The sequence below is a fragment of the Erythrobacter sp. NE805 genome (assembly GCF_046452355.1).
Classification (GTDB): domain Bacteria; phylum Pseudomonadota; class Alphaproteobacteria; order Sphingomonadales; family Sphingomonadaceae; genus Erythrobacter.
The window spans coordinates 242,501-260,398 of the sequence record NZ_JBKFDI010000003.1; the positions used below are offsets into that span (position 1 = coordinate 242,501).

Genomic DNA, 17,898 nt, shown 5'->3' on the forward strand with positions numbered 1-17,898 from the left:
GCTGGTCGCGGCCTATGCGCTGGGGCGCTTCGCCTCGGTTGCCTTCGACAACCTCAGGAACATCGCCTTCGAGCGGGTCGGCCAGATCGCGACGCTGCACCTTGCCGAGGACGTGTTCCACCGCCTCCACCGCCTCTCCTTGCGGTTCCACCTCGCCCGGCGCACCGGCGAGGTCACCAAGATCATCGAGCGCGGCACCAAGAGCATCGACCAGATGCTCTATTTCCTGCTGTTCAACATCGCGCCTACGATCATCGAGCTGATCGCGGTGGGCGTCATCTTCTACATCAATTTCGGCATCGACCTCGTCGCCGCCACCGCACTCACCGTCGTCGCCTATGTCTGGGTGACGCGCGCGATCACCGAATGGCGCACCAAGCTGCGGCGCGAGATGAACGACCTCGACGGCAAGGCGCTGCACCGCGCGGTGGATTCGCTGCTCAATTACGAGACCGTGAAGTATTTCGGCGCCGAGCACCGCGAGGAGGCGCGCTACAGCCAGGCCGCGCGCGCCTATGCCGAGGCCGCGATCAAGTCCGAGAACTCGGTCGGCCTCCTCAACATGGCGCAGGGCGCGATCACCAATGCGCTCGTCGCAGGAGCGATGGCCTACACGGTGTGGGGCTGGAGCAAGGGCGCGCTGACGGTCGGCGACCTCGTGCTGGTCAACACCTACCTGATCCAGCTGTTCCGTCCCCTCGACGTGCTCGGCTGGGTTTACCGCACGATCCGCCAGGGCCTCATCGACATGGCCGAGATGTTCCGCCTGATCGACACCGATATCGAGGTGAAGGACAAGCCCGGCGCCCCGGCGCTGATCGTCCGCAAGCCGACGGTCGCCTTCGACAACGTCACCTTCGGCTACGAGCCGGGCCGCACCATCCTCCACGGCCTCAGCTTCGAGGTTCCCGCGGGGAGCACCACCGCGATCGTCGGCCCTTCGGGCGCGGGCAAGAGCACCATCGGGCGGCTGCTGTTCCGTTTCTATGATCCGCTTTCGGGCCGCGTGCTGGTCGGCGGAGAGGACATCGCCGAGGTCACGCAGGAGAGCGTGCGCGCCGCGATCGGCATCGTCCCGCAGGATTCGGTGCTGTTCAACGAGAACCTCGCCTACAACATCGCCTATGGGGCGGAAGGCGCCGACCGGGCCATGATCGAGCAGGCCGCGCGCGACGCGGCGCTGATGCCGCTGATCGAGCGGCTGCCCGACCGCTTCGACACGATGGTCGGCGAGCGGGGTCTCAAGCTCTCCGGCGGCGAGAAGCAGCGCGTCGCGATCGCCCGCACGCTGGTCAAGAACCCGCCGATCCTGCTGCTCGACGAGGCGACGAGCGCATTGGACACCCGCACCGAGCAGGAGATCCTCGCCACCTTGCGCCGCATCGCCAAAGGGCGCACCACTCTCGCCATCGCGCACCGCCTCTCGACCATCGCGGACGCGGACAACATCCTGGTCCTAGACCACGGACGGCTCGCCGAGAGCGGCACCCATGCCGCCCTCATCAAGCGCGGCGGGCTCTATGCAGAGATGTGGGCGCGGCAGGCCACCGAGCGGCGCGATGGCGACATCGAGGCCGAGGCTGCCGAATAGGCTTCAGCTCTCGGGCCAGCGCTCGAAGCGCGGCAGCTCGTGCACCGTCCCGGCCCAGGCCGGCGCATCGGCCCACTGGATCCGCTCGCGCGGGGGAAAGGCATCGGGATCGTCGAGGGTCGCGATCTGGATGTCGACGATCCCCGGGAGCACGTCCTCGTTGATGTAGTAGAGCCCCGTCCCGCAGGTCCCGCAGAACCACCGCTCGGCCCCGGGCGAGGAGCGGTAGAGCGCAGGCTCGCCCTGCTCGATGCGGAACGTCTCCTTTCCCACCGCGGCCCAGCCGACCGCGTGGGCCCCGGCGCAGCGCTGGCAGTCGCTGCAATGGCACAGCGAGGAGCGCACCGGCTCGCCCTCGAAGGCGTAGACGATCGCCCCGCAATGACAGCGTCCGCTCGGCATGATCCCTCCTCCTCGCGAGCACCGCTGACCGCTTTGGTCGACTTGGCTCGGCTCCCTGTCGGAGCTAGGCTGCCATGGAGACCAGATCAATCGCCAGATCGTCGGCCATGGCCGCCGCATCGTCACGCGCGAGGGGCCGGTCGCCACTGAGGGGAGTCATCTCGAATGCTTCGTACCATCGCCATCGGCGCGCTGCTCGCGGGCGCCGCCCTCCCGCTAGCCGCTCAGAATGCCGCCGGAGCACCCGCACCGGCACCGGCAGCACCCGCACCCGCGCCGACCGTCCCGCTCCCCGCCGCGCTCAGCGCCGAGCAGATGCCGGCGATCCCGCTCGCGCTGGCCGAGAGCGCGCGGCCCTATCTCGAGGCGCGCGGCGCGGGCTTCGCCGGGTGGGACCCGAACACCCGCGCGGTGCTGATCACCACCCGCTTCGGCAATGTCAGCCAGCTCCACCGCGTCGCCCAGCCGATGGGCGCGCGCATCCAGTTGAGTTTCGAGGCCGAGCCCGTCTCGGGCACCTATGCCCCGGTCAGGGGCGACGTCATCCTCGTCGCCAAGGACCGCGGCGGGGACGAGTATTTCCAGCTCCACACCCTCAAGGATGGCCGCCTGACCCTGCTGACCGACGGCAAGAGCCGCAACCAGCCGGGCGCGTGGAGCAATGACGGCACCCTGATCGGCTTCAGCTCGACCCGCCGCAACGGGATGGATTCGGACCTCTACGTCATGGACCCGCGCGACCCGGCCTCGGCCCGGATGCTCTACGAGAGCAAGGGCGGCGGCTGGGCGATCATCGGCTTCACCCTCGACAAGAGCGCGGCCTATGTCGCCGACTACAATTCGGTGCAGAACGTCGACCTCTACCGGCTCGACCTCGCGAGCGGCGCGCTGATCCCGATCGGCGATCCCAGGGCCGAAATCGCCTATGGCGGCGCGCGGGTCGGACCCGACGGCACGCTGTGGGTGACCAGCGACGCGGGCTCGGACTTCCAGCGCCTCGGCCGGCTCGATCCCGGGACGGGCAAGTTCACCCCGGTCACCAGCGAGACATGGGACGTCGACGGCTTCGACATCTCCGCGGACGGCAGGACCATCGCCTACGAGGTCAACGAGGCGGGCTCGGACCGGCTGCGCATTCTCGACGTCGGCACCGGCAAGGTGACCAAGGTCGATGCGCTCCCCGCCGGGCAGATCGGCGGCCTCGCCTTCGCGCCGTGGGGCGAGATCGGCTTTTCCTTCTCGAGCGCCAAGAGCGCCGCGGACGTTTGGTCGCTCGACCCGAAGACCATGGCCCTCACCCGCTGGACCCGGAGCGAGACCGGCGGGCTCGACGCAGGGCTGAATGTCGAGCCGCGCATCGTGACCACGAAGAGCTTCGACGGGCTCGAGGTTTCGGGCCTCCTCTACCTGCCGGACCCTGCCAAGTTCCCGGGCAAGCGCCCGCTGATCGTCTCGGTCCACGGCGGGCCCGAGGGGCAATCGACCGCCGGCTTCCTCGGCCGGGGCAACTACTACCTCAACGAGCTCGGGATCGGCCTCTTCTACCCCAACGTGCGCGGCTCGACGGGCTATGGCAAGACCTTCGTCAGCCTCGACAACGGGCCGTTCAAGCGCGAGGATTCGGTGAAGGACATGGCCGCGCTGATCGACGCGGTGAGGAAGGACCCGGCGGTCGATGCGGCGCGGGTCGGCCTCACCGGCGGCTCCTACGGCGGCTACATGTGCTACGCCGCCGCGGTGCAATTGAAGGACCGTCTGACTGCGACCCAGTGCACCGTCGCAATCAGCAACTTCGTGAGCTTTCTCGAGAACACCAATCCCTATCGCCGCGACCTCAGGCGCGTCGAATACGGCGACGAGCGCGATCCGAAGCAGCGCGCCAAGCTGACCGAGATCAGCCCGCTCACCCGGGTGAACGAGATTGCGAAGCCGATGTTCGTCATCACCGGCGCCAACGACCCGCGCGTGCCCAAGTCCGAGGCCGACCAGATGGTCGCCGCGATCAGGGCCAGGGGCGGCGAGGCCTGGCACCTCGTGGCGGCGGACGAAGGGCACGGCTTCGCCAAGAAGGCGAATTCCGACTACGCCTTCCTCGCGCAGCTGGTGTTCTGGAAAAAGCACCTCCTCGGCGAGTGACGCCGAGGCGAGCCCCCTCCTCTTCAGGGGAGGGGGCCGAGGGTGGTGGACCCCGAAGGCGCAGCCGAGGGGCCCGCGCCAGCGGCCACGCCCTGCGCCAGACGGGTCAGCGCCTCCACCGCCTCCTCGCGCCGGTCCCACGGCACGAAGAGGTGATCGTGGTGGAAGCCCGCGACGACATTGCAGGCGATCCCCCGCCCCGCGAGCGCCGTCGCGACCGCGGCGGTCAGCCCCACGCCGTCGAGCGCGGAATGCACCTTCAGGGTGACCCGCGCGAAGCCGCCGCCCGCGTCGGGGAGGATCGCCGTCACGCCCTCGTCCTCGCGGATGATCGCGAAGGCCTCCGCGGGCGGCTCGCCCTCGACCACCGCAAAGTCCCAGCGCCGCGCGTCGAGCACCGGCGCCATCCCCGCCAGCATCGCCGCAAGCTCGCCGACCGGGCCGCTGCCTGCCGTCACAGGATATACTTGCTGAGGTCGGTGTTGCCCGCCAGCCCCGCGAGCCGCGCCTCGACATAGGCCGCGTCGATGGTGATCGTCTCGCCGACGTGATCCTCGGCCTCGAAGCTGATCTCCTCGAGCAGCCGCTCCATCACCGTCTGGAGCCGCCGCGCGCCGATGTTCTCGACGCTGGCGTTCACCTGCGCGGCGACGCGCGCGATGGCGTGGACCGCATCGTCCCGGAATTCGAGCGTCACCTGCTCCGTTCCCAGCAGCGCCTTGTACTGCGCCACGAGGTTCGCGCGCGTCTCGGAGAGGATGCGCACGAAGTCCGCCTCGGTCAGCGCGCGCAGCTCGACGCGGATCGGCAGGCGGCCCTGGAGTTCGGGGAGCATGTCGGAAGGCTTGGCGACATGGAACGCGCCGCTCGCGATGAACAGCACGTGGTCGGTCTTCATCGGCCCGTACTTGGTCGCCACGGTAGTCCCCTCGATCAGCGGCAGGAGATCGCGCTGCACGCCCTCGCGGCTGACCGAACCACCGCGCACGTCGGAGACCGCGATCTTGTCGATCTCGTCGAGGAACACGATCCCGTTGGTCTCGGCGTTCTGGAGCGCGGCGCGCGCGACGTCGTCCTGGTCGAGGCGCTTGTCGGCCTCCTCGTCGACGAGCCTGTCCCAGGCATCGGGCACCCGCAGCTTCTGGCGGCGGGTGTTCTTGCGCCCGAGGGCCTTGCCCATCATGTCGGAGAGGTCGATCATCCCGATCTGCCCGCCCATCTGGCCCATGTCGAAGGGCGCAGGCGGCGTGTCCCTCACCTCGATCTCGACCTCGACATCGTTCATCGCGTTCTGGACGATCCGCTGGCGGAAGCTCTCGCGGGTCGCCTCGGAGGCGTTCTCGCCGACGAGCGCGTTGAGCAGCCGCTGCATCGCCGCCTCGGAGGCCGCCTCGCGGACCTTCTCGCGGCGGCGCTCCTTCTCGAGCCGGATCGCCTCCTCGACGAGATCGCGAGCGATCTGCTCGACGTCGCGGCCGACATAGCCGACCTCGGTGAACTTGGTCGCCTCGACCTTGATGAAGGGTGCCTCCGCGAGCTTCGCAAGGCGGCGGCTGATCTCGGTCTTCCCGCAGCCCGTCGGCCCGATCATCAGGATGTTCTTGGGCGTCACCTCGTCGCGCAGGTCCGCGCCGAGCCGCTGCCGTCTCCACCGATTGCGCAGCGCCACCGCGACCGCACGCTTGGCATCCGCCTGTCCGATGATGTGCGCGTCGAGCGCGGCGACGATTGCCTTGGGAGTGAGATTGTCCATCTTTGCCTTGTCGTTGCGAGGCGGCGGGCCGCCCGGATCAGGCGAATGTGGCCCCTCGCCGGGCAGGTTCAAGTCGCCGCCGAAGCGCCGGCGAGGCGCGCGTTGAGCCAGTCGGTGACGGGCCGCTCGAACCACCGGTAGCTCACGTGGCTGAGCACCAGCGTCACCGCGAGACAGCTGACGAGGAACCCCCACGGCCCCGGGTCGGGCACCGCGGCAGGGTAGAACCACATCCAGAAGGTCGCGACGGGCACGTGGATGAGGAAGATGCCGTAGGAGAGATTGCCGAGGTGCTCGACCGCGGCCTCGAAGGGGAGCGCCAGCGGCCCGCCCGCCACCGCCAGCGCGACAAGCAGCGCGGGCGTGCCGATGCCGAGCGTCACCCACCACCCGAGCGGCGCGCCCCCGCGCCCCGAAGCGAAGTCGGGGAAGGCAACCATCAGCCCCGCCGCCACGCACAGCGCCAGCACGCGCCAGCGCGGCGCGATCGTGACCCCGCGCGCGAGCATCAGCCCGAGCGCCATGCCCGGCAGGAACAGCAGCAGCACCGGCCGCGTCGCGATGAACGCCGCCGCCCCGTGCGGCTCGGCGAGCATTCCCAGCGCCACCAGCGCGAGCAGCACCGCGCTCACCGCCAGCACCGCCCGCCCGCGCGGCAGCCGCAGTGCCGCGGCAAAAACGAGGTAGAACAGCAGTTCGTAGAACAGCGTCCAGGCCGGCCACAGGAAGGGCAGCGGATGGCCCACCCACGCCCCGCTCCAATAGGGCACCAGCACCAGCGAGAGCGCCAGCCGGTCCCACCGCACCGCCTCGCCGAGGAACAGCGCCACCCCCGCCAGCACGAGCGTCATCAGCCAGTAGGCGGGGAGGATGCGGTTGAGGCGCCGCGCGAGGAAGGTGCGCCAGCTCCCTGGCGCCTCGAACAGCCGGCCCGAGGCGACCACCATCACCGCGCCCGAGACGAGAAAGAACAGCGCGACCCGCGAAAGGGCCAGTGTCGGCGCGTCGAAGGGCAGGCCGCGTTCCCGCGCGAGCAGCACCGCATAGGCGAAGGCGACGTGGGCATAGGCGACGATTCCCGCGGCGAGGAAGCGCAGAAGCTGGATCGCGAGGATCTTGGTGCGCCGCTCGGTTGCCATGCCGGCGCGCATAGGGAGGCCGGGAGCGCGTGGCAAGCAAGCCGCCCCCGGGCGCCGGGTCAGACGGTCTCGACGGTAAGGTTGCCGTTGGTGAAGACGCAGATCTCGGCCGCCACCGCCATCGCCTTCCTCGCGATGGTCTCCGCGTCGGCCTCGTAGTCCGCGATCGCGCGGGCGGCGGCGAGGGCGAAGTTCCCGCCCGATCCGATCGCCGCGATCTCGCCCACCGGCTCGAGCACGTCGCCATTGCCGGTCAGCACCAGCAGCGTGTCCTTGTCGGCGACGATCATCAGCGCCTCGAGGTTCCTCAAGTACTTGTCGGTGCGCCAGTCCTTGGCGAGCTCCACGCTCGCGCGCATCAGCTGGCCCGAATACTGCTCGAGCTTTTTCTCGAGCCGCTCGAACAGGGTGAAGGCATCGGCGGTCGCGCCCGCGAAGCCGGCGATCACGCTGCCGTCGCCGATGCGGCGGACCTTGCGGGCGTTGGGCTTCATCACGGTGTTGCCCATCGACACCTGCCCGTCACCAGCGATGACGGTGGTGCCGTTCCGGCGCACGCCGATGATGGTGGTGCCGTGCCATTGCACGAGGCCGTGGGCGGAAGGGTTGTCGCTCATGCCGGCAATATGGAGCGCCGTGGGGCGGGATCAAGCGGCGGCGGGCTTACTGCCCGTTCGGCCCGGTCCCCGGCGCTCCGCCCGGCAGGCCCGCCCCGCCGACCTGGCCGATATTGCCGAACAGGTCCTCGAGGAACCCGCGCTCGCGGCCCAGCGTCGGGGTCTTGTCGCCGTTGGGATCGAGGTAGACGACCTTGTCCACCCCGGTGCGGTCGACCCGCGCCACGCGACCCTGCGCGTCGAACTGCACCGCGAGCACGTTGTGCACGCGGATGCGCGGGCGGTTGAAGGGGCGCTGGCCGGTGATGCTCGAGACGTAATACCAGGTCGGCGTGCCGAACTGGCTGACGAAGGTCGGGCGGCCGAGCGTGCCCTCGACCGACTGCTGGTTGTCGATTCGCGGCTGGATCGCCTCGGTGAGGGTCGCATCGAGGATGTAGCCGCGCGATTCCCGGATCGCCGTGCAGCCCGGCAGCGTCGCCGCCGCCAGCGCCACGAGCACCGCGCCGCGCGCCCTGCGCCCGATCATGCCCGCCTTGTGCTTCCCCGCCGTCATCTGCGCCAAACCGTGTCCGCTTTCGTTGCTGTCGCCCCTGCGAGCGCACTTGTCCCTTGGGCGTCGTGCTTTAAGGGGCTAGGCGCGCGCTTGCAACGCACCATATGGGAAAGCGGTGACGAAGCAGGCTTGAACGGCGGTTGAACGCATCCGTCGCCCGCGCGTTGGCGTAGGAGCGTGACGGCGGTGCTCCGACACGCCCTCCGATTTGCGAAAGGTTGTCCCGGTCCCATGTCCTTCCTCTCCCGCCTGCTCGGCACCGCCCCGGACCCGCGCGAGGGGGTGCGCCCGCTGTGGCACCGCGTCGTCGAGCTCGCGCGCGACCCGGTCTACTACACCGAGGCGCAGGTGGCCGACTCGGTCGCGGGCCGTTTCGACATGATTACCGCGGTGCTGAGCGCGGTGATGGTGCGGCTCGAAGCCTCTGATTTGCGCGCGGAAAGTGCGCTCCTTGCGGAGCTGTTCGTCGAGGACATGGACGGGCAGCTGCGCGAGTTCGGGGTCAACGACGTGGTCGTCGGCAAGCGCATCGGCAAGCTGATGAGCGTGCTCGGCGGGCGGCTCGGTGCCTATCGCGGGGCGTTCAACGACGGCGACCTCGAGCGGCTCACGGCGGCGATCGCGCGTAATGTGACCTTTGCGGACGGCGCCGACGAGGCCGCCGCGGCGCGCATGGTCGCCGAGCGAATCATGAAGCTTTTCAATCGCCTCGGCCGCTTCTCCGACGCCGAGATGCTGTCGGCGAGCGCGATCTGGTGAGCGCCTCCCTGCCCCCTTCCGAGCTTGCGCGCATGGTCAAGGCGCGCCCGCTGCCGGCCGGGCCGGTGGTGATCGAGGCGAGCGCCGAGGAGCGCGCCGCGCTCGCCGCGCGCTTCGGGCTGGGCGCGGTCGAGAGCCTTCGCGCCGAGGTGGCGCTCGAGCCGCGCCCGCACGCGATCCGCGCCACCGGACGGCTCAGGGCCGAGGTCATGCAGCCCTGCGCGGTCTCGGGCGAGGACTTCCCGGTCACCATCGACGAGCCGGTCGACCTGCGCTTTGTCGAGGAAAACCAGCGCCCTGCTGCCGAGGAGGACGAGGAGATCGAGCTCGAGGCCGACGACTGCGACGAGATCGGCTTCACCGGCGAGATGTTCGACCTGGGCGAGGCGATCGCCCAGACCCTCGGCCTTGCGATCGACCCCTATGCCGAAGGTCCGGATGCCGATGCCGCGCGGGCGGCGGCGGGGATCGTTGCCGAGGGCGAGCAGCTCGGCCCGCTCGCCGACCTCCTTGCAAGCTTGCGCAAGGACTGACTGCGGCGCCTCCCTAGGGGCGCGGTGGCCTCCCCTTAAGTCTCTGGGCGGCATGGTGTTTCCTCCCCTCCGCCGGAGTCCTCGCCATGCGCACCGCGCGCCTCGTCACCGCCTGCGCGCTTGCCGCGCTGCCCGCACCGGCGCTGGCTGCCGAGGAGGACGGGAATGTCTGGCTCGGCCAGTTCCTCACCGTCAATGCCAGCGAAAAGGTCTTCGTCCGGCTCGAGGCGCAGGAGCGATTCACCAATGATTCCCAGAGGTTGGGCCAGCTTCTCCTGCGCTCGCTGGTGGCCGTGCGGGTGGCGCCGAAGGCCCATGTCGGGGCGGGCTATGCCTATGTGCTGACCGATCCGGTCGGCCCCAGGTGCTTCAACGAGCACCGTTTCTACGAGGAGATCGGCGCGCGGCTCCTCGAGACCGAGGGCGGCGTCACGCTCGATTCGCGCACCCGGCTCGAACAGCGCAGCTTCGAGGAGCGCGCGGGCACCGACTGGCGGCTGCGGCAATGGCTCCAGCTGCGGCTTCCCCTCAAGGAAAACAGCAGGTTGGTGCTCTATACCGAGCCCTTCATCGACCTCAGCGCGGGGCCCGTCCAGCGCGGCGGGCTGGCCGTGTGGCGCAACTTCGCCGGGGTCGCGATCCCGCTCGGCAAGGGGGTGGAGGTGGTGCCGGGCTACCTCAACCAGACGGTGTTCCGCGACGGACCCGACCGGATCGACCATGTCGCCAACGTGGGCCTGTTCGTGACCTTCTGAGCCACCACGCGAAAGCGATGTTTCACGGGAAACACCGCCGCGATGCCCGTCTGGCGGGAGGCTAGAGCGGGTCTAGGCGAGCCTAGAACGGGTTTGGAACGCGCTGGCGGCCCGCTAGGCCGGGCTAGCGCCGGTCTGGAATCGCCGCCCCCGCGCAAGCCGGCCTGCCTCAGAACGGCCTGCCTCAGAACGGCCTGCCTCAGAACGGGATGTCGTCGTCGAGATCGTCGTAGCCGCCCGAACGGCCGCCGCCGAAGCCGCTGCCGCCGCCCGAGGCGCCGCCGCTGCCGCCGCCCTGGTCCCAGCCGCCACCGCCGCCGCCATAGCCGCCGCCACCCGAGCCACCGCCCGAGCGCCCGCCGCCGTAACCGCCGCCGCCACCCATGCCGCCGCCATCGCCACGTGCATCGAGACCTGTGAGCGTTCCGCTATAGGGCCTCACGACGACCTCGGTGGAATAGCGGTCCTGACCGTTCTGATCCTGCCACTTGCGGGTTTCGAGCTGACCTTCGACGAAAACCTTCGAACCCTTCTTGAGGTAGTTCTGGGCGTAGGCGACGGCACCTTCCTGAAAGACGGCGACGGTGTGCCACTGCGTCTTTTCCTGTCGCTCGCCGTTCTTGTCCTTGTAGGTCTCGCTGGTCGCAATCCTGAGGTTGCAGACCTTGCCGCCATTCGAGAAGGTCCGCACCTCGGGATCGGCCCCGAGATTGCCGATCAGCATGACCTTGTTGAGCGAACCCGCCATCGCAATACCCTTCCCGTCGATGTCCTGATCCCGCACGCGAAAATGCGCCGCGAATCCGGGAGAGGCAATAGGGTAGCTTCACCTCGGAAGCATCCGCGCAGGGGCGCTTTTCACCCACCAATTCGTCATCCCGGCGCAAGCCGGGATCCAGGGCTTCATGGTGCAGTGCTTGCCGCCCTGGGCCCCAGCTTTCGCTGGGGTGACGGCTGGAGGCGGATTTGCCTTTACCGCGCCGGATACCGCAGCCTGCCGAGGAACCGCGTCAGGCTCGGTAGCTCGCGGTCGCGGCCCAGGAACTGCGCCTTGGCCTTTTCGAACTTCATCACCCCGTCGATCCGGCGGTCGAGGAAGGCATAGGTGTCGGCCTTGCCCTCGCTGTCGTCGTTGACGAAGACCGCGAGGGTCGCCGAGTAGATGCCCGCGAGGATCGCGCGCTTGGTGTAGTGGTTGTAGTCGGTCGCGGTGTCGCCCGCGAGGCGCCACATGATGTCCGCCGAGCGCCAGCCGAGCTTCAGCGCGCGCGCGGCGTTCTGCGGCTGGGCCATCACCGCGAGCGCGCGGCGCACCGCCTCGTCGATGTTCGCGACCGCCTCCAATCGGAAGGCGACGAGGGTGCGGATGCGCTCGCGGATCTTGAGTGTCGCAAGGCGCTCGGCAGGCCATTCGGCCTCCATCGCGGCGTCGACCGAAGCGATCCACGCCGCGATCATGTCCATCGCCTTCGCGCCAGGGAAGGCGAGCTTGGCGACGTCGACATCCGCCCCCGCCATCTCGGCGGCGGCGACGAGCGCGGTCTCGCTCCAGCCGTCGAAGATCGCGCTCGCCGCGATGTCGGGCGCGAGCGCGAGGCGCAGCTCGTCGAGGGTCATGTCCTGGAAGTCGGTCATGTCAGAAGGAAGGCCCGTAGTCTTTCTTGGTTCCCTTTTCGGCGCGCTTCTTGTCGGCGGCGTCGAACTCCTGCTGGAGCAGCTGGTTGCTCGGCATCAGCTTCATGTAGTCGCGCGCCGAGCGGCCCGAATTGTCGGTGCGGTCGGGGTCGGCCCCCTGCGCGAGCAGGGTGCGCACCAGATCGGGCTTGCGCGCGTGGACCGCGGTGATGAGCGGGGTCTCGCCGGTCTGGTCGGCGATGTTGACGTTGGCCCCGCCCTTGAGCAGCGCCGTCACACCCTCGGTGAAGCCGAGCGCGGTCGCGAGCTGGAGCGGGGTGACGCCCTTCTTGTTGCGGATGTTCGGATCGGCGCCGCGCTGGAGCAGGAAGCGGATCCACAGCGCGTCATTGCGGGCGACGACGATGTGGAGCCCGGTGTCGCCGCTGGTGATGTCGCGGGTGTTGACGATCTGGGTGCCGGGCTTGTCGAGGAGCGCGGTCGCCTCGTCGCCCTTGCGATCCTTGACCGCCTCCAGAAACTTGTAGCCTTCCGACTGGAACTGCGCGGCGGCAGGCACCGCAAGGGCAAGAGCGCTGGCAATCGCGCCCGCAGCCCCTAACTTGCGCAAAACACGAAGAGCCAAGGTTTGATCCTTTCGCATAGCATGGCACACCCTCGAAGGTGTGGACCGGGCGCGGGCAAGGCCATAGAGCCGCCCGCAGGCCTTTCACAAGCGACCAGTTAGCAGAGCATGAACCGCATCAACAAGCCTTCCGCCGCCCTCGCCCTCGCCATCGCGGGGGCGCTCGCGCTCGCCGGCTGCGGGGGCGCCGCTCCCGGGGCCGACGCGGCACAGGAGCCGCCGCTCGCGGGCGCGGCGATCGGGGGGGACTTCACCCTCGTCAACAGCAAGGGCGAGACGGTGCGTTGGGGCGATTTCGCGGGGCGCTACCGGGTGGTCTATTTCGGCTACACCTTCTGCCCCGACGTCTGTCCGACCGACGTCCAGCGCATCGCGCAGGGGCTGAAGAAGCTTAAGGCCGAGGACCCGGCCAAGGCCGCCAAGATCGTGCCGATCTTCATCTCGGTCGATCCCGAGCGCGACACCCCCCAGGTGGTCGGCGCGTTCGCCGCCGCCTTCTCGCCCGACATGGTGGGGCTCACCGGCACCCGCGAACAGGTCGATGCCGCGGCCAAGGCCTTCGCGGTTGCCCACGGCAAGGGCGAGACGCAGCCGGGCGGCGGCTATCTCGTCGACCACACCCGGATCGTGTACCTCTTCGGCCCCGACGGCGCGCCGATCGCGACCCTCCCCGCCGACCGGGGCGCCGAGGCGGTCGCCGCGGAACTCGCCCGATGGGTGAGCTGAGGGAGCGCTTCTGGGAGCTGCCGCTCGGCGAGCTCACCCGGCCCGAATGGGAGGCGCTGTGCGACGGCTGCGGGCGCTGCTGCCTGCACAAGCTCGAGGATGCCGACACCGGCGAGATCCACGACACCAACATCGCCTGCCGCCTGCTCGACACGGCAACCGCGCAGTGCTCGGACTATCGCAACCGCAAGGCCTTCGTCCCCGATTGCCTGCGCCTCACCCTGCGGATCGTCGAGCAGGTCACGTGGCTGCCCTCGACCTGCGCCTATCGCCTCAGGAACGAGGGCCGCCCGCTCCCCGGCTGGCACCACCTCCTCTCGGGCGACCGCGACGCGGTGCGCCGCGCCGGGGTCTCGGTGGTGGGCCGGGTGGTGAGCGAGGTCGAGGCCGGGCCGATGGAGCACCACATCACCGAGTGGCCCTCGCCCAGAACGACGTGGGGCCGCGACTGGGAGGTCGAGGCATGATCGACTGGCTGCGCGGAGCCTCGGCGCGGGCCGCGCTCGATCCCGAGATCGACCTCGGCGGCAAGCCGGTGCCGATCGTGCTGAAGCGCCTCCACAATGCCCGCCGCCTGACGCTGCGCCTTGCGCCCGACGGCTCGGAGGTGCGGATCACGCTCCCCGCCTGGGCCGAGGGGCGCGAGGCGATCGCCTTCGCCCATGCGAGGAAGGGCTGGCTCGCCGAGCAGATGGCGAAGCTTCCCCGCCGCGCCGCGCCCGAACCGGGGGGCGAGGTGCGCTACCGGGGGCGGACGCTGCGGCTCGAATGGGACCCCCGCGCCCCGCGCCGCCCGGCGCTGGTCGAAGAGGGCTTGCGGCTCGGCGGGCCGCAGAGCGGGCTCGAGGGGCGGGTGCGGCGCTGGCTAGAGGCCGAGGCGCTGGCGCTCGCCGAGGCCGACATGGAGGACTACTGCGCCGCCGCGGGCCTCGCCCCGGTGCCGATCGGCCTGACGCGGGCGCAGCGGCGCTGGGGCTCGTGCTCGGACAGGAGCCGCATCCGCATCAACTGGCGGCTGGTGCAGGCCCCCGATTTCGTGCGCCGTTCGGTGGTGGCGCACGAGGTCGCGCACCTCGTCCACTTCGACCACTCGCCCGCCTTCCACGCCCTGCTGGGACGGATCTTCGAGGGCGACATCCGCGCCGCCGACCGCTGGCTCAAGGAGCACGGGCGGGGGCTTTACGCGAGCTTCGGTTAGGGGGGGCCACCCCCCTCCCGCCTGCGGGAGGGGTCGGGGGTGGGCCCGCCGAGCGCAGCGAGGCACCCTCGCGCGCCCTCGCCGCCTCGCCCTGCCGCAGCGCCCTTCCCCATCCCGGCGGCAGTCCCTATATTGCCGCCATGCCCCGCACCCCCCTCACCCGGTCGCTCACCGCATCGCGCTTCAACCCCGGCCCGGGGCTCGCCGATTTCTGGAGCTACATCCGGCGCCCCGTCCCCCATCGCTGGCCGATCCTCGCACTCTCGGTGCTGCCGGTGGCGGGGATCCTCGCCTGGGCGCTCGAGCAGCGATATTACGCCGCGCCCGAGCGGCCGCGGATCGAGTACATCACCACGCTCGCCGCGGGGCGCAGCGATGCCGAGATCGCGGCCGAGAACCGCGCCAACCAGGAGATCAAGGACCTGCGCGCGGCCGAGGAGGCGCGGATCGCCGAGGAAAAGCGCAAGATGTACAAGGCGCTCGGCCGGGCGAGCGGGTTCGATGTCGAGGCGATGGAGCGCGCCGCCGAGGCCGAGCGCGCCGCCGCCGAGGCGCAGAAGCGCAAGGCGATCGAGGCCAACGCCCGCAAGCTTGCCGCACAAGGCGCGCCGCAATAGCTGCAAGCCCCGTCCCCGCCGACCGCGACTGGATGGCCGCCGCCGCGCGGCTGGCCATGCGCGCGCGTCCGCTGTCGTGCCCCAATCCCGGCGTCGCCGCGCTGGTGGTCCGCGACAACCGCGTGATCGCGCGCGGCTGGACCGAGGCCGGCGGGCGGCCCCATGCCGAGGCGGTGGCGCTCGCGGGCCTCGCCCCCGAGGGCCTGCGCGAGGCGACGCTCTACGTCACGCTCGAACCCTGCGCCCACGAGAGCGCGCGCGGCCCCGCCTGCGCCGACCTCGTCGCCGCCGCTCGCCCGGCGCGCGTTGTCGCCGGGCAGCGCGACCCCGATCCGCGCACCGCGGGCAAGGGCCTCGCGCGGCTCGAGGCGGCGGGGATCGCCGTCACCCTGCTCGACGACGCGGCGTCCGCGGCGAGCCTCGCCGGCTTCCTCACCCGCCAGCGGCTCGGCCGCCCGTGGGTGACGCTGAAGCTCGCGACCTCGCTCGACGGCTGCATCGCGCTTCCCGACGGGACGAGCCGCTGGATCACCGGCGAGGCGGCGCGCGCCCATGTCCATGCGCAGCGCGCGCAGCATGACGCGATCCTCGTCGGCGGGGGGACATGGCGGGCGGACCGGCCGCGGCTCGACGTGCGGCTGCCGGGGCTGGAGACGCGCTCCCCGCAGCGCGTGGTGCTGACCCGCGGCACGCTGCCCGAGGGGGTCACCGCCCTCCCCTCGCCCGAGGCAATCGCCGGGCTGGAGGGCGTGCAATACCTTTATGTCGAGGGCGGCGCGCAGACCGCCGCGGCCTTCCTCGCCGCCGACCTCGTCGACGAACTCCATCTCTACACCGCCCCGATCCTGATCGGCGAGGGCCTGCGGGCGCTCGGCGCGTTGCGCCTCGCGTCGCTGGAGGAAGCGCATGGCCGCTGGAGCCTCGCCGAGCGCCGCCAGCTTGGCAGCGACCAATTCACCGCCTATCTGCGACGGCGATAATCATATCTTCGCTCCTGTTGAGCCTGTCGAAGCATGGCCACCGGTCCCGCGTCCTTCGACAGGCTCAGGACGAGCGATCGTTTCAGGACCCCGCGCCCATGTTCACCGGCATCGTCACCGCCATCGGCACCATCGCCGCCGCCGAGCAGCGCGGCGACCTGCGGCTGCGCATCCACGCGCCGCTCGATCCCGCGCGGATCGACATCGGCGCCTCGATCGCGTGTTCGGGCGTGTGCCTCACCGTCGTCGAGCGCGGCGGGGCGGCGGGGGATGCATGGTTCGACGTCGACCTCTCGGGCGAGACCGTGAGCCGCACCGTCCCCGGCATGTGGGCCGAGGGCGCGCGGCTCAACATCGAGCCCTCGCTGCGGCTCGGCGACGAGCTCGGCGGGCACATCGTCACCGGCCACGTGGACGACGTGGGCGAGGTGGTGCTGGTCAAGCAGGAGGGCGACAGCTGGCAGGTCGCGATCCGGGCGCGCGCGGAGATGAGCCCCTTCATCGCCGAAAAGGGCTCGATCACCGTCAACGGCGTGTCGCTGACCGTCAACGACGTGCGCGACCGGCCCGACCGGAGCTGCGACTTCCTGCTCAACATCATTCCGCACACCGCCGCGGTGACGACCCTCGGCGCGCTCGAGGAAGGCGACCGGGTCAACCTCGAGATCGACGTGCTGGCGCGCTATCTGAAGCGCATGCAGAGCCTCGCGGCGCGCTGAGCCATTACCCGACCGTGAAGCCGACCTTGCCGCTCGCCTTGTGCCCGTCGGCGCCGGCGGCCTGCCAGCGCACCTCGTAGGTGCCCGCGGGGAGCGGCTTCGCCAGCGTCAGCGTCAGCGTCTTCCCGTCCGCCGACCAGGCGGGGGTGAAGCTCTTGATCAGCATCTCGGGGTGGTCCTTCATCCCCGGCATCGCGGTCATGACGATGCTCGCGGAAGCCGCAGCAGGCTTGACCGGCTCGCTGAAGGTCAGCGTGATGGTCTTCGCCGCCTTGGCGCTTGCGCCCGCCTTGGGGCTGGAGGCGGTCAGCGCGACATGGGCCGAGGCCGCCGCGGGGGCGAGCACGGTCAGGGCAAGGGCGGCGAGGAGGGGGGCGATACGCATTCGAAAGTGCATGGGGGGTCACGTCCTTCGTGTCGTCAGAACCAGAATCGGAAGCCGGCGACGAGGCTCGTGGCCGAAGGGTCTCGCCCGCGCAAGCGTGCGAAATCGGCGGAGCGGCCGGTGCGCCAGGATTGCGCGATCCCGACATAGGGCGCGAACTCGCGGGCGATCTCGTGGCGCGGCCTCGCGCCGATCGCGCAAGCCGCTCGGCCATCACCCACAGCAGCGGGAAATCGCCGTGCATCCGCGCGAGCTCGGCGCGCGGGGCGGCCGTCGCCTCGGCACCCCGGATCGCGCCGGCGGCGCACGGCGGGCCGTTTCCATCGACCGGCGCGCGCGGAAGTGCGCCTGCTTCGGCGGCGACAGCAACGTGCCGCTTGGCTTCGTCTCGCTGACGGAGAACCCGATGATGAGCGCGATGGCGCTGTGGATGGTGCGCGGGCCGATGGGCCAGACGCGATCCTGTTGCCGGGACTCGGCACCATGCTAGTCGTGCCGCATGACGATCGAAGCACTGATCATCCTCGGCGGTGTGACCGGTTTTCTGTCCGGGCTCGCCGCGTGGAGCCAGCGGGCCGGTTGTGCGCTCCTCGCGCTGATCCCCCTCGCGATGATCGCCTATGTCGCGATCGCGCAGGCTCTTCATCCCGAGAGCCTGCGCTCCACCAGCGGCCTCGACTACGTCTTCGGTGCGCTCTGGCCCACCCTCGGCGCCGTTCCCGGGTTCGGCGTCGGGCTGCTCGTCCGGTCCTGGTGGAGCTGCCGCTAGGCC

23 protein-coding genes and 1 pseudogene (1 of these 24 running past the window's edge) are annotated in these 17,898 nt (G+C 70.4%); 13 read left to right on the top strand and 11 right to left on the bottom strand.

From position 1 onward, the window contains the following. Positions 1-1,591: the 3' portion of an ABCB family ABC transporter ATP-binding protein/permease gene (locus tag ACLBKU_RS12610; protein WP_410179906.1), read on the top strand. It extends 263 nt beyond the left edge of the window; the window shows 1,591 of its 1,854 coding nt (coding positions 264-1,854); the start codon falls outside the window, past its left edge; the stop codon is at positions 1,589-1,591. A gap of 3 nt (positions 1,592-1,594) precedes the next feature. Here the strand turns inward: ACLBKU_RS12610 and ACLBKU_RS12615 are convergent, their stop codons facing one another. Then, positions 1,595-1,993 carry a GFA family protein gene (locus ACLBKU_RS12615; RefSeq protein ID WP_410179907.1) on the bottom strand — a complete coding sequence of 133 codons (399 nt, stop codon included), beginning with the start codon at positions 1,991-1,993 and terminating at the stop codon, positions 1,595-1,597. A gap of 165 nt (positions 1,994-2,158) precedes the next feature. Between ACLBKU_RS12615 and ACLBKU_RS12620 the strand changes: the two genes are divergently transcribed. Then, positions 2,159-4,129 (top strand): prolyl oligopeptidase family serine peptidase, encoded by a 1,971-nt coding sequence (locus ACLBKU_RS12620; RefSeq protein WP_410179908.1) that lies wholly within the window; start codon positions 2,159-2,161, stop codon positions 4,127-4,129. Positions 4,130-4,152: 23 nt separating this feature from the next. Here the strand turns inward: ACLBKU_RS12620 and ACLBKU_RS12625 are convergent, their stop codons facing one another. The 5 genes from ACLBKU_RS12625 to ACLBKU_RS12645 form a co-directional block, all read right to left on the bottom strand. Then, positions 4,153-4,587: an ACT domain-containing protein gene (locus tag ACLBKU_RS12625; RefSeq protein WP_410179909.1), complete on the bottom strand. Its 435-nt coding sequence runs from the start codon at positions 4,585-4,587 to the stop codon at positions 4,153-4,155. Then, positions 4,584-5,882, bottom strand: coding sequence for an ATP-dependent protease ATPase subunit HslU (hslU, locus tag ACLBKU_RS12630; protein ID WP_410179910.1), 1,299 nt, complete (start codon positions 5,880-5,882; stop codon positions 4,584-4,586). The genes ACLBKU_RS12625 and hslU overlap by 4 nt, the downstream gene beginning before the upstream one ends. Positions 5,883-5,950: 68 nt before the next feature. After that, a complete protein-coding gene (locus ACLBKU_RS12635) occupies positions 5,951-7,021 on the bottom strand; it encodes an acyltransferase family protein (RefSeq protein ID WP_410179911.1) in 1,071 nt (356 codons plus the stop codon). A 59-nt stretch (positions 7,022-7,080) separates the two neighbouring features. Then, a complete protein-coding gene (gene hslV, locus ACLBKU_RS12640; RefSeq protein ID WP_410179912.1) occupies positions 7,081-7,638 on the bottom strand; it encodes an ATP-dependent protease subunit HslV in 558 nt (185 codons plus the stop codon). A 46-nt stretch (positions 7,639-7,684) separates the two neighbouring features. Continuing rightward, entirely contained in the window at positions 7,685-8,167 is a 483-nt protein-coding gene (locus tag ACLBKU_RS12645; protein ID WP_410179913.1) for an outer membrane protein assembly factor BamE, read from the bottom strand. A gap of 258 nt (positions 8,168-8,425) precedes the next feature. On the opposite strand from ACLBKU_RS12645, the gene ACLBKU_RS12650 reads away from it, so the two are divergent. The 3 genes from ACLBKU_RS12650 (at position 8,426) to ACLBKU_RS12660 (ending at position 10,241) form a co-directional block, all read left to right on the top strand. After that, on the top strand, positions 8,426-8,953 hold the full coding sequence (locus ACLBKU_RS12650; protein WP_410179914.1) for a ubiquinol-cytochrome C chaperone family protein: 528 nt from the start codon (positions 8,426-8,428) through the stop codon (positions 8,951-8,953). Next, positions 8,950-9,486, top strand: a complete 537-nt coding sequence (locus tag ACLBKU_RS12655) for a YceD family protein (protein WP_410179915.1) — start codon at positions 8,950-8,952, stop codon at positions 9,484-9,486. Before ACLBKU_RS12650 ends, ACLBKU_RS12655 begins: the two co-directional genes overlap by 4 nt. Before the next feature lie 86 nt (positions 9,487-9,572). Then, positions 9,573-10,241: a DUF2490 domain-containing protein gene (locus ACLBKU_RS12660; protein ID WP_410179916.1), complete on the top strand. Its 669-nt coding sequence runs from the start codon at positions 9,573-9,575 to the stop codon at positions 10,239-10,241. A 199-nt stretch (positions 10,242-10,440) separates the two neighbouring features. Here the strand turns inward: ACLBKU_RS12660 and ssb are convergent, their stop codons facing one another. The 3 genes from ssb to ACLBKU_RS12675 form a co-directional block, all read right to left on the bottom strand. Continuing rightward, a complete protein-coding gene (gene ssb / locus ACLBKU_RS12665; RefSeq protein ID WP_410179917.1) occupies positions 10,441-10,989 on the bottom strand; it encodes a single-stranded DNA-binding protein in 549 nt (182 codons plus the stop codon). Positions 10,990-11,213: 224 nt separating this feature from the next. After that, positions 11,214-11,876 carry a COQ9 family protein gene (locus ACLBKU_RS12670; protein WP_410179918.1) on the bottom strand — a complete coding sequence of 221 codons (663 nt, stop codon included), beginning with the start codon at positions 11,874-11,876 and terminating at the stop codon, positions 11,214-11,216. A gap of 1 nt (position 11,877) precedes the next feature. Continuing rightward, a complete protein-coding gene (locus ACLBKU_RS12675) occupies positions 11,878-12,435 on the bottom strand; it encodes an ankyrin repeat domain-containing protein (RefSeq protein WP_410179919.1) in 558 nt (185 codons plus the stop codon). Positions 12,436-12,609: 174 nt separating this feature from the next. Between ACLBKU_RS12675 and ACLBKU_RS12680 the strand changes: the two genes are divergently transcribed. From ACLBKU_RS12680 to ACLBKU_RS12705, 6 genes are all read left to right on the top strand, one after another. Further along, positions 12,610-13,227 carry an SCO family protein gene (locus ACLBKU_RS12680; RefSeq protein ID WP_410179920.1) on the top strand — a complete coding sequence of 206 codons (618 nt, stop codon included), beginning with the start codon at positions 12,610-12,612 and terminating at the stop codon, positions 13,225-13,227. Further along, complete coding sequence (locus tag ACLBKU_RS12685; RefSeq protein WP_410179921.1) at positions 13,215-13,694, top strand: YcgN family cysteine cluster protein; 480 nt, start codon at positions 13,215-13,217, stop codon at positions 13,692-13,694. Before ACLBKU_RS12680 ends, ACLBKU_RS12685 begins: the two co-directional genes overlap by 13 nt. After that, positions 13,691-14,425 carry a M48 family metallopeptidase gene (locus ACLBKU_RS12690; RefSeq protein ID WP_410179922.1) on the top strand — a complete coding sequence of 245 codons (735 nt, stop codon included), beginning with the start codon at positions 13,691-13,693 and terminating at the stop codon, positions 14,423-14,425. Before ACLBKU_RS12685 ends, ACLBKU_RS12690 begins: the two co-directional genes overlap by 4 nt. 140 nt (positions 14,426-14,565) lie before the next feature. Beyond that, on the top strand, positions 14,566-15,042 hold the full coding sequence (locus tag ACLBKU_RS12695; protein ID WP_410179923.1) for a hypothetical protein: 477 nt from the start codon (positions 14,566-14,568) through the stop codon (positions 15,040-15,042). Positions 15,043-15,074: 32 nt separating this feature from the next. Continuing rightward, positions 15,075-16,022, top strand: a complete 948-nt coding sequence (ribD, locus tag ACLBKU_RS12700) for a bifunctional diaminohydroxyphosphoribosylaminopyrimidine deaminase/5-amino-6-(5-phosphoribosylamino)uracil reductase RibD (protein ID WP_410179924.1) — start codon at positions 15,075-15,077, stop codon at positions 16,020-16,022. A gap of 98 nt (positions 16,023-16,120) precedes the next feature. Then, entirely contained in the window at positions 16,121-16,741 is a 621-nt protein-coding gene (locus ACLBKU_RS12705; protein WP_410179925.1) for a riboflavin synthase, read from the top strand. A gap of 4 nt (positions 16,742-16,745) precedes the next feature. On the opposite strand, the gene ACLBKU_RS12710 is transcribed toward ACLBKU_RS12705, so the two are convergent. Then, positions 16,746-17,126 carry a copper resistance protein CopC gene (locus ACLBKU_RS12710; RefSeq protein ID WP_410179926.1) on the bottom strand — a complete coding sequence of 127 codons (381 nt, stop codon included), beginning with the start codon at positions 17,124-17,126 and terminating at the stop codon, positions 16,746-16,748. Between the two features lie 35 nt (positions 17,127-17,161). Then, positions 17,162-17,434 carry a copper resistance protein B gene (locus ACLBKU_RS12715; RefSeq protein WP_410179927.1) on the bottom strand — a complete coding sequence of 91 codons (273 nt, stop codon included), beginning with the start codon at positions 17,432-17,434 and terminating at the stop codon, positions 17,162-17,164. Between the two features lie 2 nt (positions 17,435-17,436). On the opposite strand from ACLBKU_RS12715, the pseudogene ACLBKU_RS12720 reads away from it, so the two are divergent. Beyond that, positions 17,437-17,616, top strand: a pseudogene (locus ACLBKU_RS12720) (hypothetical protein); the annotation flags it as partial. Positions 17,617-17,625: 9 nt separating this feature from the next. After that, positions 17,626-17,895, top strand: a complete 270-nt coding sequence (locus ACLBKU_RS12725; RefSeq protein WP_410179928.1) for a hypothetical protein — start codon at positions 17,626-17,628, stop codon at positions 17,893-17,895. The last annotated feature ends 3 nt before the right edge of the window (positions 17,896-17,898 follow it).

Excerpts from the sequence above, each read along its gene's own strand:
- ACLBKU_RS12615 (WP_410179907.1), bottom strand. The coding sequence starts at position 1,993 with ATGCCGAGCGGACGCTGTCATTGCGGGGCGATCGTCTACGCCTTCGAG.
- ACLBKU_RS12620 (WP_410179908.1), top strand. The coding sequence starts at position 2,159 with ATGCTTCGTACCATCGCCATCGGCGCGCTGCTCGCGGGCGCCGCCCTC.
- hslU (WP_410179910.1), bottom strand. The coding sequence starts at position 5,882 with ATGGACAATCTCACTCCCAAGGCAATCGTCGCCGCGCTCGACGCGCAC.
- ACLBKU_RS12635 (WP_410179911.1), bottom strand. The coding sequence starts at position 7,021 with ATGGCAACCGAGCGGCGCACCAAGATCCTCGCGATCCAGCTTCTGCGC.
- hslV (WP_410179912.1), bottom strand. The coding sequence starts at position 7,638 with ATGAGCGACAACCCTTCCGCCCACGGCCTCGTGCAATGGCACGGCACC.
- ACLBKU_RS12645 (WP_410179913.1), bottom strand. The coding sequence starts at position 8,167 with ATGATCGGGCGCAGGGCGCGCGGCGCGGTGCTCGTGGCGCTGGCGGCG.
- ACLBKU_RS12650 (WP_410179914.1), top strand. The coding sequence starts at position 8,426 with ATGTCCTTCCTCTCCCGCCTGCTCGGCACCGCCCCGGACCCGCGCGAG.
- ACLBKU_RS12660 (WP_410179916.1), top strand. The coding sequence starts at position 9,573 with ATGCGCACCGCGCGCCTCGTCACCGCCTGCGCGCTTGCCGCGCTGCCC.
- ssb (WP_410179917.1), bottom strand. The coding sequence starts at position 10,989 with ATGGCGGGTTCGCTCAACAAGGTCATGCTGATCGGCAATCTCGGGGCC.
- ACLBKU_RS12670 (WP_410179918.1), bottom strand. The coding sequence starts at position 11,876 with ATGACCGACTTCCAGGACATGACCCTCGACGAGCTGCGCCTCGCGCTC.
- ACLBKU_RS12680 (WP_410179920.1), top strand. The coding sequence starts at position 12,610 with ATGAACCGCATCAACAAGCCTTCCGCCGCCCTCGCCCTCGCCATCGCG.
- ACLBKU_RS12685 (WP_410179921.1), top strand. The coding sequence starts at position 13,215 with ATGGGTGAGCTGAGGGAGCGCTTCTGGGAGCTGCCGCTCGGCGAGCTC.
- ACLBKU_RS12690 (WP_410179922.1), top strand. The coding sequence starts at position 13,691 with ATGATCGACTGGCTGCGCGGAGCCTCGGCGCGGGCCGCGCTCGATCCC.
- ACLBKU_RS12695 (WP_410179923.1), top strand. The coding sequence starts at position 14,566 with ATGCCCCGCACCCCCCTCACCCGGTCGCTCACCGCATCGCGCTTCAAC.
- ribD (WP_410179924.1), top strand. The coding sequence starts at position 15,075 with ATGGCCGCCGCCGCGCGGCTGGCCATGCGCGCGCGTCCGCTGTCGTGC.
- ACLBKU_RS12705 (WP_410179925.1), top strand. The coding sequence starts at position 16,121 with ATGTTCACCGGCATCGTCACCGCCATCGGCACCATCGCCGCCGCCGAG.
- ACLBKU_RS12710 (WP_410179926.1), bottom strand. The coding sequence starts at position 17,126 with ATGCGTATCGCCCCCCTCCTCGCCGCCCTTGCCCTGACCGTGCTCGCC.
- ACLBKU_RS12725 (WP_410179928.1), top strand. The coding sequence starts at position 17,626 with ATGACGATCGAAGCACTGATCATCCTCGGCGGTGTGACCGGTTTTCTG.